This is a genomic window from Flexithrix dorotheae DSM 6795 (assembly GCF_000379765.1).
Lineage (GTDB): Bacteria > Bacteroidota > Bacteroidia > Cytophagales > Flammeovirgaceae > Flexithrix > Flexithrix dorotheae.
Genome location: NZ_KB903490.1, coordinates 1 through 13,786, shown reverse-complemented (window position 1 = coordinate 13,786; position 13,786 = coordinate 1). Strand labels below are relative to the sequence as shown.

9 protein-coding genes and 1 pseudogene are annotated in these 13,786 nt (G+C 34.8%); 4 read left to right on the top strand and 6 right to left on the bottom strand.

The window, feature by feature from the left end:
* Positions 1–331, top strand: a 331-nt coding sequence (locus A3EM_RS0135380; protein ID WP_026210784.1) for a S41 family peptidase, incomplete at its 5' end; no start/stop codon positions are given.
* Between the two features lie 108 nt (positions 332–439).
* Here A3EM_RS0135380 and A3EM_RS48545 read toward each other — a convergent pair.
* Positions 440–524, bottom strand: a pseudogene (locus tag A3EM_RS48545) (transposase); the annotation flags it as partial.
* A 146-nt stretch (positions 525–670) separates the two neighbouring features.
* The gene (locus A3EM_RS0135375) at positions 671–1,873 is read right to left on the bottom strand and encodes an aspartyl protease family protein (protein ID WP_157638243.1); all 1,203 of its coding nucleotides are present in this window, start codon (positions 1,871–1,873) and stop codon (positions 671–673) included.
* 449 nt (positions 1,874–2,322) lie between these two features.
* Between A3EM_RS0135375 and A3EM_RS0135365 the strand changes: the two genes are divergently transcribed.
* On the top strand, positions 2,323–2,733 hold the full coding sequence (locus tag A3EM_RS0135365; protein ID WP_020532990.1) for a hypothetical protein: 411 nt from the start codon (positions 2,323–2,325) through the stop codon (positions 2,731–2,733).
* 65 nt (positions 2,734–2,798) lie between these two features.
* Here A3EM_RS0135365 and A3EM_RS48470 read toward each other — a convergent pair whose 3' ends face one another.
* The 3 genes from A3EM_RS48470 to A3EM_RS0135355 all read right to left on the bottom strand — a co-directional run bounded on the left by A3EM_RS48470 (position 2,799) and on the right by A3EM_RS0135355 (position 10,387).
* Positions 2,799–2,906, bottom strand: a complete 108-nt coding sequence (locus tag A3EM_RS48470) for a hypothetical protein (protein WP_342663076.1) — start codon at positions 2,904–2,906, stop codon at positions 2,799–2,801.
* Between the two features lie 469 nt (positions 2,907–3,375).
* Positions 3,376–4,344 (bottom strand): PorP/SprF family type IX secretion system membrane protein, encoded by a 969-nt coding sequence (locus A3EM_RS44640; RefSeq protein ID WP_083925367.1) that lies wholly within the window; start codon positions 4,342–4,344, stop codon positions 3,376–3,378.
* Positions 4,345–4,351: 7 nt separating this feature from the next.
* On the bottom strand, positions 4,352–10,387 hold the full coding sequence (locus A3EM_RS0135355; protein WP_020532988.1) for a T9SS type B sorting domain-containing protein: 6,036 nt from the start codon (positions 10,385–10,387) through the stop codon (positions 4,352–4,354).
* Between the two features lie 428 nt (positions 10,388–10,815).
* Here A3EM_RS0135355 and A3EM_RS0135350 point away from each other — a divergent pair, with 428 nt between their 5' ends.
* Positions 10,816–11,868: a T9SS type A sorting domain-containing protein gene (locus tag A3EM_RS0135350; protein ID WP_245576592.1), complete on the top strand. Its 1,053-nt coding sequence runs from the start codon at positions 10,816–10,818 to the stop codon at positions 11,866–11,868.
* 36 nt (positions 11,869–11,904) lie between these two features.
* Here the strand turns inward: A3EM_RS0135350 and A3EM_RS0135345 are convergent, their stop codons facing one another.
* Complete coding sequence (locus A3EM_RS0135345; protein WP_044240797.1) at positions 11,905–13,206, bottom strand: carboxypeptidase-like regulatory domain-containing protein; 1,302 nt, start codon at positions 13,204–13,206, stop codon at positions 11,905–11,907.
* A 215-nt stretch (positions 13,207–13,421) separates the two neighbouring features.
* On the opposite strand from A3EM_RS0135345, the gene A3EM_RS0135340 reads away from it, so the two are divergent.
* Positions 13,422–13,786 (top strand): DUF4382 domain-containing protein (locus A3EM_RS0135340; RefSeq protein WP_020532985.1); only part of this gene is annotated, 365 nt, incomplete at its 3' end.

The following is a 13,786-nucleotide window of genomic DNA, read 5'->3' as shown; positions in this document are numbered from 1 at the left end:
GAGTCCAATAACACAATTAGAAAATCCTTATGAATTAATCATCCCAAATCCCAAAGTAGCTGTTCTTTTAGACAACGAAGTCGGAAGTTCAGGAGAGGCAATTGCCATATCTTTTATTGGAAGAGATGATACTAAAAGCTTTGGAACAGCTACCTGCGGTCTATCTACTGCAAATACTGCATTTAAACTGAGTGATAATTCTACTTTATATTTGGCAACAGCATTTATGGCTGATAGAAATTTAAATTTATTTGGCAATCAAATAATTCCAGACGAGGAAGCAAACGCTCAAAATATCCTTCAAAAAGCTGTTGAATGGATTGAAAAGTAGAAATCTAACTATCTGTAACATCAGCTATCGGTCATTTCGCTCCCGGCACTATTTCTATAAAACTTATAAATGAGGATGGTAATAATGTACAATACTGACTAACTGCTCCATTGGCTAATGCTAGTAAACCATAATATCGGATCTTATAAAAGCCAGAAGGTAGTACATGCTGCATAAACCTTCTTATAAATTCTTCTACAAGCAAGAAAAAAAATGAAATTGCACAGAACTTATTCAGGTCCTAACCCCCATTAGGTCTGTTCAACACTAGGAAAAATTTAGTAGGATCCCCAGGACCCACCTGAATTTGATTTTTCATTATTACCAGTTGTTTTGATTTTAATATGTCTTTTTAAAATAATAATCTTGTTTTTCCCCCTTTGAGTCCGTTAATTGAATAAAAATTTCATCTTTCAGATCATATTCTACATAATCACAAAAATCATTTCCATTTTCAAAATCAAGACTATCAATTTTTATTACTTTCATATTAGATCTAATTCCAATTTTATAAGCATTTGATTCTTCTATTACAGATTGAACATAAATACCTTTTTCGCTGGAGAAACCTAATCTAAATCCAGGAAGACCAATTCTGTTTGCATCTTTTTTGGGCTTAGTCAGGTAAAGGTTTTTATTGTCCCAATCAATGGTTACCTGAAATCTTGATAATAAATGATTGCCAATAGCGACAGTTTCTCCTGTTTTGACCAATACATTTTTAAGCTCCAGATCATTTATTCTAACAGAATCAGAAAACGTTAACTTCCTTTCTAGCTCAACAGTTTCTCCAATGATTCCACTCTGTGTGATTCCTTTTTCCAAAAATTCACCATTAATAATACTTCTATTAGTAAGTATTGTAAATATTTCATTGCTTAAAGCAATAGAACCATTAGAGCCATAATCTACTAATATATTGTTCACTTTTGCCTGACCGAAATTAATATCAATAAAAATATTGTATTGGTAATCAGTATTAAATGGGATGACAATACAATTTTCATTCGCTTTTTCATCAATTGAACTGAAAATAGACAAAGTTTTGTTTTCCTGATCAATCATCCAGTTACAATTTCTGATCAAGTTAGAACCTATAATTCCATCAATTTCTAGGCATTTCATTATAGGATTTGCTTCAAAGTCCCCAACAAATGCAGTTTGATTCAGAAATAATACATCACTAATAAATACAGAATCAATTTGTGACCAATTAACTTTCTTTTTGTTTTTATCACTATCAACAATTTTTCCTTTGCTGATTATTTTGAAGTTATTTTCTTTCTGAATCTTATTGGATATACTGAATGGCGCACCTGTATCAAATAAAAATCGATATCTTGTTCCATTTATAGTTACTGGGAGAATGATAAGGCTTTTTTGAATTTCAATATTTACAGTTTCTTTGATTCCATGCTGAGAGACACTCCCAGATTGTATGGCTTCAGTCCATTTGATAGAGCACCTGGAAAAACCTAAAAATAAAATTCCTGCCAGAAATAATGTATTAAGTTTGTTTCTAATCATTGTAAATAATGCCAATGGCAGTCTGGTTCAAAACCTGCCTTATTATATCTTCAAAGATATGTTTTCCGGCCTTAAAATTTCTTCATCCAAAATACTGGATATTTGATACTATTTTTTGCTTTTAGTATGATAAGTATACAATTTGGAAGATCACCCAATTTTTTTCTATTTTCTGGCTCAGGCATGAAAAAGCATCCATTTTAATGTACTTTATGATCGGCATTGTCTTTGGACATTTTTATTTACATAATACAAGGCCATAATTTGTATGTTTTGGAGATAAAGTAATTGAATATTTCGATTTACCTATAATTTCACAGAATTATAATAATAAATTTTGTGAATTTTTATTATTTTATTTTTTGAATCATAAAAGCATGTCTGTACAAATTTAAATAGGAGATAAATTCCTCTTTTTCAAAATCAGATCTAAATTTGAATTATCCTAACAACTAAAAAAAGTTATGCTAACACTTGAACTACTAGACAACTTCCTGGACTTAGATAAATATGGTAGAGAGTATGCTATTGCCAAACATCAAAAGCTGGAGCATATTTCTTTTTTCATGAAGAAGAAATTCACCACAATTAGAGAGTTGGTAAAATCAAAATTATATGATGAAAACATCACCGGAAAGTATTTATGCGGGATTGATTTTCTTCATATTGAATATGGATTTCAGATTGTCACATTTTACCACAATGATTATGAACAGCTTTTAGAATTTGGGAAAGCAATTGACCAGGTAACTCGAGATATTTGTATTAATATCTGGGGAAATATAAGGGACAAGCCCAATGATAAAGGTAAAATGGCTGATGAACTTTATTGCAATAGACCAAGTGGTAGCTTAGGTTTTCCAGGGATCAAGTAAATCAGATCATTTTTTGTGATTTTGGTATACTTTACTTCTTTCTTTTTGTCTCGGGTAAAATTTCCTTAATTTCCCACAGGTATTGTAATCCTAAATTCGCTTCCTTCTCCCGGAATACTATCTACCTGAATAGTACCACCAATTTCTTCTATAATATTTTGGGAAATATATATGCCGTATTGGCTATCATGAATCTGTTCTACTAGAACAATAACCTATTTAAAAACAATGGAAGTTATTCAACCAGAAATAAATTATGGGAATGAAAACATTAAAAGCAATAAAGTGAAAGATTGGGAGCCTTAAGCTACATTTCTGCATAATTTCAATAAATAAAAAAAAAGGGTTCAGACAAAGCCTAGACCCTTAAGGTGATTTTTGATTACTTTCTATTCTCAAAAATAATATCAAATTATTCTTATAAAATACGTAAAAAAATGTGCGATTGCTCACTTCTTTATTAATTAATAATAATTATAGTTTTATATGAACTCTATAGTCTAAACGCTAATCATGAAAATTATTATTAATCAAAAAGCAAACAGAATATAAGTAAGCCTAATGGGTATATATTAAAAAGTGATGCATAAAATTTAGGATTACTTTTGTATTCCACCAAAATTGATTTTCATATACATTAAATTACCAAAATTTTTCAGGACACCAAATTTCATCTTTTTCTCCAATTCTAAATCCAAGAATAATTTCATGGACTCCTGAACTATATTTTTGGATTTTTGAAGTAGTTAAATCATAAGAATAGCTTATTTCTAATTTCTTGTTTGGAGTGAAACCTGTAACAAATGAAATTGCATCTTGAAGACGATAAGAAACTGCACCCCAGATTTTTTTCCTATACCAAACTTTCAAATTAAGATCAAATTGCAAAAATACTGGACGCACAGATTTATATAACACTGAAGGGACAATATTCCAGTCTTCATTATATGGAATGTTATATCCGATATGGAAAAAATAGTGATTAAAGAGTTTACTTGTTATAATGGAGTTGTTTTCATTAATGGAAAACATTCTGGTCTGAAATATCTGATTTATGGAGAACCCAGTGAAAAACCTTTCAGAATAAAGCCAAAAACCAAAAGCACCGTCTGGGGAAAGTTTTGTAGCTGCTGCAGCAAATACCGAAGGATCATTAGGATTACTTAAGGTTACTTTATTCAGATCTAAACGGTTTTGAAGAATACCTAAGAAAATTCCCGCAGATAAGTAATATTTTTTGCTAAGAGGTAAATGATATGCGTAGTTGCCATAAATACCAAATTTACTAAGTGGTCCGGTTTCATCTTTTATCATATAACCTCCAATACCCTGATGAGGTCTTTTTCTTCTAATTCTGTAATGTCTGCCATTAATTTTATTAATAGCTGAGTTCACACTCACGAATTGGGTGGTAGGTGCACCATCAAACCCAACCCATTGTTTTCTATAACCTACTTTAATATCAATATCACTAGAAATCCCACCAACTGCCGGATTCATAATAAAATTATTAACCATGTATTGGCTATATTGGGGGAGCTGCTGGGAAAAAAGATTGCCAGAACTAACCAGGAAAAATCCACACCAAAAAATTAATATAATCTTCATCATTTCTAGCTTATCTAATTATTGTAATCGAACCTTTGTAGGGAGGATAACCATCGTTGAGTTCCAATACATAATAATAAGTGCTGGCAGGAAGCTCTGCATTATTTAATGTCCCATTCCACGGTTTGGTATATCCAGCCTCTGATTCGTAAATTTTCTTACCCCATCGGTTATAAATAAACATTACTCCAAGAGGATATTCATCCATTTTCGGAATTATCCAATAATCATTAATTCCATCTCCATTAGGAGAAAAAGTATTCGGAATATTTAATGCTGGATCCACAAATACTGTAATAGAATCCAGGCCAGGACATCCTTCTATTGTGGTTCCGCTGACATAATATGTTGTTGTTATGGTCGGTGCTACTACTGGATTTGCAATGGTAGGGTTGGTAATACTATCAGCAGGAAACCAGTTATAATCGGTTCCAAATTCTACATTTAATTTTGTACTATATCCTTCCCGAATTCTTCTGTCTTCGGCAGCCACAATTGGAGTAATACTATTGGTAGTAACTAATATTTCTGGTGAAATATCGGTACAAATGCCATCGGTCACTATTACTCTGTAGTAAGTTTCCTGAATAGGTCTCACTTCAAAACTCGATTCTGTGGTTGTTTCTATATCCATCCATCCTTGACCCTCTGTAGAATCCTGCCAGATAATTCCAGCATATTCATCAGGAAGGGTTAATTGAACAGGCTCTCCCGGACAAACAGGATTTGGGTTTGCTGAAATATTTCCCTTAAATTCAAAATCGGAAATATTGATGATTACTGTATTTGAAACTACATTTCGTTCATATACACATTCTATAGTGCTGGTAAGAATCACATATACTTCATCATTATTCTGTAGATTTTCCCAGGAAAAAGTATCTCCAGATAATACTTTTTTTCCATTAACAAACCATTGATATTCAGGAGCACTTCCCTCATTTGAACTTTGTGGAGTAATTAATACATCCGTAGCATCACAGTAAATACTGTCTGTGGAAATAGTAACCATTGGTTGTACAGATTCCTTTACATAAACCTGATATAACATGGAATCTCTGGCACAATCCAGACTTTCCGATTTTAACCAGATATTTTTCATGCCAGGCTCATCCCAATACATTTCAAAAGGACCTAAATGGTTACCACTGATTACCGTAGCACTATCAAAATCCCATTGAAAGGTGATGTCATCTCCCTGTGGGTTATTACTCCAGTCGATTACAAATGGCTCTACTGCACAGACTGAATCAATTTCAGACCCAAAGCCTGAAAAATCATACACATAAACTGAATCGGTAAAAGTTTCAGAAACACACCCTCCATTATCAATTTGAAGAGATAAATAATAAACTCCTATTGAATCAAAAGTCAAAGTATAATTTTGATTTGTACCATCCTGAATAGGCAGGGCATTATCAAAATCCCAAATGAAAGTATAATCCGGATCAGTAGTACCTGTAAAAGTGATATCAAATGGTTCACCTAAACAGGCTGCATCGGGAAGGTAAAAAATTGGTTCGGGCCTTTCTCTAATTTCAATGGTTTCTGAATAAACTGCATCAGGGCAATTATCACCCTGGATAGTAAGGGTAATAGTTTTAATCCCTGGCGAATTCCAGGTTAGGTAATAGGTATCATCAGGAAGGGTCTGAGGATTAGCATCAGCCCCGAAATCCCATGTTAAAGTGGCGGTTGGTTCCTTTGTTCCTGAAAATGAAACTGAAACAATTTCATCTATACAAAAAACAGTTTTTCCTGGAGTAAGGGTAAATCTTGCATCATTATATACTTCTACAGAATCTGAAAATACAGGTGTCTGGCAACCATTGTTATCAATATATAAAGAGACTGTTTTTACTCCGGCAGTTAACCAGGTCACCTGATAATTTTCATTACCCTGGTCATTTTCAACCCCATCTCCAAAATCCCAAAAATAATCATAAGCTGCATCTAAAGTTCCAGTGAAATTAATAGATACCGGAGTATTGATACAGGCATTTGCATCAATATTGAATGAAGCTGTTGGCAAGTCCTGTACCACCACATCTTTGGTTAATACAGAAGTACCACAAACACCAGTAATTTCCAATGTAACTGTATAATTTCCCGGTCCTGCCCAACTTATATCATAAGCTTGAGCTCCCGGTACTTTTACGCCACTTCCACCTCCTAAATTCCAGTTAAATATTGCTCCTATCTCCTCAATTCCTTCAAAACTTAACCTGTTTACCTCATTAATACATACAACATCATTTTCCGCAGTAAGGGCAAAATCATTAGGTTCAATAACCTGCACAGAATCCAGAATGACCTGAGATAAACAACCATTGTATTCTGTTTGCAGGGAAATGTATTTTACACCTGTGGTAGCCCAAGTCAGCACATAATCCTGAGCGGTGTTACTGATGATTGTTGCATCATTAAATTCCCAATTGAAAATGGTAGATGCATTGGAAGTTCCTGTAAAATTAAGATTGGCTGACTGACCCACGCAAATGGCATCTGGCAGATTAAAAGAGGCGATTGGAGCATCTCTTACTTCAACGGTAAAAGTAGAATCTAGCATACAGCCATTGTTATTCAGGTTAATTGAGATCGTTTTTGTGCCAGGGCTATCCCAGATGACCTGAAAAGATTCGGATCCAATGCTATCTACTGAAAAGGCATCTACAAAATCCCAGGTCAATTCAAGGCCGGGTTCAATACTTCCTGTGTAGCTAAAACCACCGGGATTATAGGCACAAATTTCGGTTGGAGCACTTAGCGTAATAACCGGAAAATTTCCAATCTGAAGGGTTTGCTGTGTTGTATCACTAGGGCAATTTACACCTTCTACAATTAACTGAACATTTTTAGCGCCCGGGGTACTCCATGAGCCTTCATACTGGGTAGCATTTATCTGAGTAAAATTTCCTCCGTCAAAATCCCAGATTAAATTCCCTCCAGGTTCAACATTTCCGGTAAAGGTAAGCCTAAATAGATTGTCTATACAACCATTTGTGAGGGTTTCGAAAGCAAAAGCAGCCTGATTAAATACTGTGATATTTTGCGTAATTAATTCAGAAGGACAGTTATTCTCAGTGATGGACAAAGCTATAGTTTTATCTCCCCCCTCATTCCAAAAAACCAGATATTCAGTAGGGGAAATTCTGGTGGCTATTCCACTATCAAAATCCCAGTTATAATTGGCTGTAGGGCCTGCAGAACCTGTGAAAGTGACCAATATTGCTTCTCCCAAACATGCTAAGTTATCACTCACCTCAAATGCTGCTACTGGAGCAGTATTTACAGTTACGGATTTGGATGCTGTATCAGATGGGCATAAAACGCCATTGGCTATTACCGTAATATTTTTAACGCCATTAGTATTCCAGGTAACTTCATACTGGTTCGTCCCAGCGATGGGCGTTCCTGTTCCACCATCAAAATCCCAGTCCAGAGTAGCTCCGGATTCTAAGTTCCCTGTAAATTCTATTATGGCAGTGGTTGGATTACAAACTACATTCTGGTCCACCAAAACTTCAAAATCAGAATAATTATTTACCTGAATTTGCACTGTATCTGTATCAGAACATCCACTGGATATTTCAGTGGTAGTCAGGGTGACATTTTTAAAACCTCCAGTCGTCCAGGTAACCTGATAATTTTGTGTACCGGGGATATTCACTGCATTTCCACCATCAAAATTCCAGCTAAAATTTGTACCTGCAAGATTACCATCTCCGCCATACTGAATTAGTAATGGTTCATTGGCACAAAGCTCTGAATTAGAAGTAATCACAGCTGTTGGGGTGTTACCAATGACAATGGACTGACTTGAGGTAACTGTACATCCATTTGCATCGAGTGTTAAGGTCACAGTTTTAGTTCCTTCGGTATCCCAGGTTACTTCATATTCCTCCTGACCTAAATTTGTTACAATTCCCCCTCCAAAATCCCAGGTGAAATTTGCTCCTGGAAAAATGGGATCTGTATAGGTTATACTTACAGGATTGAGTTCACATCCATTTGCTGGCATCTGGAAATTTGATGAAGGAGATTCAACCACTACAATATCCTGTGTTAAAGTCTTTGGACAACTATTTTCAATTACTGTAAGGGATACGGTTTTTATACCCGGATTTCCCCAGGATACAAGATAATTTTCTCCAGTTCCTTTTGTCACTACCCCTCCTCCAAAATCCCAATTATAAGAAGCTCCAGCAGTGGCAGTCCCTGTATATCCTACAGCTGCATCTCCAGGAATACAAAGGGTATCTGGTAAAGTGAAATCTGCTGAGGGAGTTTGTGAAACAAAAACATTAATTGGAGTAGCCACATCTGTACATCCATTTTCAGTGACTTCTAACTGGATCGTTTTATTCCCAATAGTATTCCAGGTGACCTGATAGGCCTGAGTTGTTCCCAACTGCACAGCAGTACCATCTCCAAAATTCCAATTGAAAGTGGCAGCACCCGAAGTCGTTCCATTAAATTCTACTAATAAAGTACTTTCTGTACAAGAATTTAAAGAGTCCGATGTGATACTCGCTACAGGAGGAGGTGTAACTAATATCGACTGACTGAAGGTAGAGTCACAACCATTATCCGAAATAGCTAATTGTATTGTTTTACTTCCAGGTGTAGCCCATGAAACCGTGTAATTTTCGCCACTTCCTTTCACCGGGTTTCCTCCATCAAAATCCCAGTTATAAATTGCCGCACCGGTAGTAGTGCCATTAAAGGAAATTGAGGCTGTGTTTGACATACAAATAACCGCAGGGGCTGAAAATGAAGCTACTGGAGTTGGATTTACCGTAACAGATTCTACTGGTGAAACTACTTGACAGCCATTTTCGGAAATGGTAACACTGATATTTTTTGTTCCTGAGGTATTCCAAACTACTTCATAAGTTTCTCCCGAACCAACCTTAGTAGCTACTCCTCCTCCAAAATTCCATGAAAAATTAGCACTATTTGGGGCATCTCCGGTATATGTAATGGTTTCCGTCTGGCCCAAACAAGCCGTCACTGGAAATGTAAAATCTGTGGAATAGATAGGTCTGGCATTAATGGTAACACTATCCCGAATCTGAAAACATTTTCTTTCGCATGGGGTGAGAGTAGTAGATTCTACCCAGTATTCGGTGGTGTCGGTCGGAACTACAACAATCGAAGTGGTTGTTTCTCCTGTACTCCAGGTATAGTTTCCATCTCCTCCTGATGCGGTTAAAACTACCCCAGCTCCACTACAAACATCTGTACTCGGGCTTACACTAATTTGAACATCATTTTTAACCTGAGATTCACTAAACAGGTCATCAATTTGGGTGGCATCCATCGCCTCATCATAAAAACGAAGATAATCGATTTTCCCTGAGGCTTCTTCGTTTTTACTATCACCACCTCCGCCAGAATTATCCTCAAATATTTTAAAATCATTTAATAATTCTGTAGAATTATTAGTATTTATTCTTATTTCTTCATTTCCATTTAAATAAATAATCATTTCATCCGGATTAGTGGAGGCATCCCTTGTTATGGAAATATTCATCCATTCCGTTGTATCATTAACTTCCGAAATAATTGTAGTTCCTTTAACAATATCACTTGTATTATTGGATGTCTGGAATTCTAACCTATTATCTGCTCCCAAATATAGTCCTGCATCATTTTCAGCCTTAAAACGCAAAATTCTCCTTCTACCAGAAGTGCTTGCCGAGGAGCTGGTGAACTGAAAAAACAGTTCAAGAGAATATGTATCTGCTGGAAGATTTCCTTTGTTAAGATTAATGCCATCCCCTTGTGGAAATACATATAAAGAATCAATAGCTTTACATACTCCATTCCCTGGTGCAAAGTATCCACTTTCTCCATTGGCATTATCAATTTCCTCTAAATCTGCAATTCCGTTGGAAGGATCGTCATTTTGTAGTGATCCATCAAAGTTGTAACAAGCTACTGGGAAAGGAATATCCTGTCCGTATGCAGAAAATGAAATGGATAAAATTGCAATGCTTAATGACCATAAAACACAGTACCTCAGTAGTATAAATCCCCTCACCTGTTAATTATTTAAAAATGTTCACATTTGGAACGCAATAGCTACCAGTAGGTATACAGGTAAGAAAGGAGATGTAGGAAAACGATTAAAATTGCAATTTTTTATATCATTTGATTTCAAAGACACACAAACGAAAAAGACTATCGTCTAGTTAATATCACTTTCAAAATGTGTAAAGAAGAATTATACATTTAAACTGCCAATTTTCGTTATTTCCTTACATCTGATGAATTACAACTATGCTATCTCAAAAACTAACCAATAAAATATTAGGGACTTTATTCTTTATTATTTGCTCTTTCAGCTGTTTTGGCCAATTTACATCTACCAAAAGCGGAAATTGGGAAGATTGTGAAACCTGGGGGTTTGGTGCTGGTTGTACCTCTACTATTGGGTTTACTTTTCCAGATGCTGATGATGATGTAATCGTGTCAACTGGACATAATGTTATAATTAATACCAATTACGGTACAAAACCAAGGGATTATGGCGTAAGTACAAATGTTAATGGAAATAATAACAATACCTACATCCATACTGGAGATATAACAATAGCCGGGAATCTTTCTACTAATTCCACTGCCTTTATGATAACCGGAGAAGTTGACGTTACAGGTAGTTTAACGATTGATGGAGATTTTTTTACTACAGGGATTTTAAATATCAATCCAACAGCCATCGCTTTTTCAATCGCAGATGATTTTATTCTAGCAGGATCTAGTGAAACAAATATTGACATTAATGCTGAATCTGCAGATGATATTTATCTTGATGGGCCTAACTCAATCCTTTGTGGATCTGATACATTTAATTTACAGAATGGTAATAGTTCAAAAATTAATGAATTTAATGGGGCAGATATGGCAAATCAAATTTGTGCTTCTTTAACAATTACAGGTTGTGATATTTGCCCATTTAATGGACTTCTTCCAATTGAGCTTGTTTACTTTAAAGCAATAGTGATGGAAGAAGGTATTGAAATACAATGGGCTACCATAAAGGAATTAAATAATGACTATTTTACCCTTGAAAAATCTCATGATGGGATTAATTGGAAACCAATAAAAAAAATTGAAGGAAAAGGTAATAGTATTACTTTAGAAAAATATACCATACTAGACAGAGATCCTTTTTACCCCTTAAACTATTTCCGATTAAAACAAACAGATATAGATGGGAGCAGTTCTTATTCAGAAATAATAAGCATCCATTTCTATGGTGACCATATATCTAATTTATTGATTTATCCTAATCCAACAGAAGATATTATTCACATATCAGGTTTACCTCCATTTGATGATATTTTATCAATTCAATTTACAAATTTATCTGGTGCAATAATTCTAGAATTTAAACCGGAATGGGTTTTAGGAAATGTATTTAATTTAAATTTAGATTCTTTTAATTTGACAAAGGGGATTTATTTAATTAAAATCATAACCAAGACAGGAATCCTTAAAGAAAAGGTACTGTATAAGTAAAGAGTAAGGGGAGGAAAAGCCCTCCCTATTATTTATCTAAATACCTCCTGCAATCTTTATGAGTCCTCTTTGATCCTCACTTGCAGAAATTAGAGACCAGCCCGTGGGAGAGTTCTGATCTTTTTTACTAGCATAAATTCGCCATCTATAAATTTTTCCAGGTTCCAACTGAGCTAATGAAGCTTTTCCATCAGAATTGTATTCTATGGATGTCTGACTGGAAGGAATTGAAATGTTCTTGATGGGTAAGCCTTCTGAATCTTCACTAAAACCTCCCCAAATAATATTTCCATTCATATCAGAAACTTCAATAATGTAATCAGTTGTACTTGAATATGAATTCCACTCCAAAACTGGAGAAGTTGTATTGACTTCCACTGGAACTACAGTTGTACTTTCATTGGTAGGAGTACCCAACTCAATTGAGCCAGTAATATCAAAAGTTAAAGTTTCCTCATCATTATTTATTTCAATAACAGGCTCTCCAAATTTCGCTATTCTGTCAGGATCCATTACTCTTTCATCATTTTCAAAAGTAGCCCTGGCTATAAAAGTGCCATTAGGAATTCCTGTAATTTCAAAATTCTGAGCAACTGAACTTGTAGAAAGAAATGGTATCGGTTGACGAGTGATGGGATGAATAAGGGAAATATCCACATCCTTATTGCTTGAAGCCAGGTTCCTGATTTGCCCATTAAAGGATCCATTCCCGTCTTTTGTCATTATTATATTATTATCAAAAGTTTCCTGAGCCGAAATAACCAGGACAGTTTTGGCTATGGAATTATATCCTTTTATCCATGCTGTAGCAGTATAATTCCCTGCTTTAACATTGTTAATCACAAAATTTCCTTCATGATCGCTAATTGAAGAATAAGCTTTGTCTTCAGCTTGAATTACTACTAAAGCACCAGTAACTTTTGAATCTCCATCAAGGACCTGACCACTCACCCAGCCCATATTTTGATCATCCAAGGTGGTCATTTGGTAGCTCATATTTTCGGTCATTCCCTGAATAATATCAAAAGGAATCGGACTCATATTGAGGGGAGGAATATCCTCATACCCCTGCTTACTCAATCTTAAATAATAAGAATTAGCCAAAAGTTCTAATTGAAAATTTCCCTCTACATCACTTTTTGTTGTAGTAACTGGTTCATTGGTATTTGCATTAAATACAGTAATTGAAACTTCTGCTAAACCCTCATTGGAAATTAAACTTGTAATTTTTCCATTTGCAAACCCATTTGGGTTGGGATCCTCCTTTTTATTACAAGAAATAATCATGAGTGTTGTCAAAAGTATTATTAATGCTGATCTAATCTGAGTTTTATTCATTTCTAATTTTTCAAATGATGTTAATGATTTTTACATCAAACGAAAAAAAGATCCTATTACAGTGTTTTTAACTTCTCCAACCTGATGTACTATTGGGATAATAATTAAGTAATGGAATAATAATTGTAAAATCATTAACAGTTATTTAATACATTGGTACATGTGGGTTATTTTAAATTTAGATGGCCCTGTTAAACATTTTAAAATTATAATTTATGTTGGCTTACTTAAAAAAAATTTGGTATTTAGGGTTGATACTTGTGGTCATTTCTGCTTGTAGTGAAGATGATAATAACATGGCAAAAATCCAGGTAACACTGGTGGATGCCCCAGCCGATTACGAAGAAGTACTCATTGATATTCAGGAAGTTAATATTAATGTAGGAGATGAAGAAGGAGGATGGCAGTCCTTGGAAAATGCCGAGACCGGAATTTTCGATATTTTAAAATTAACCAATGGTGAAGAGGCTTTTTTAGGAGAAATAGAACTTCCTGCAGGAAATCTTTCCCAAATTAGATTAGTACTTGGAGATCAAAATTCATTAACCATTGATGGAGAATCAACTGATTTGAAAGTGCC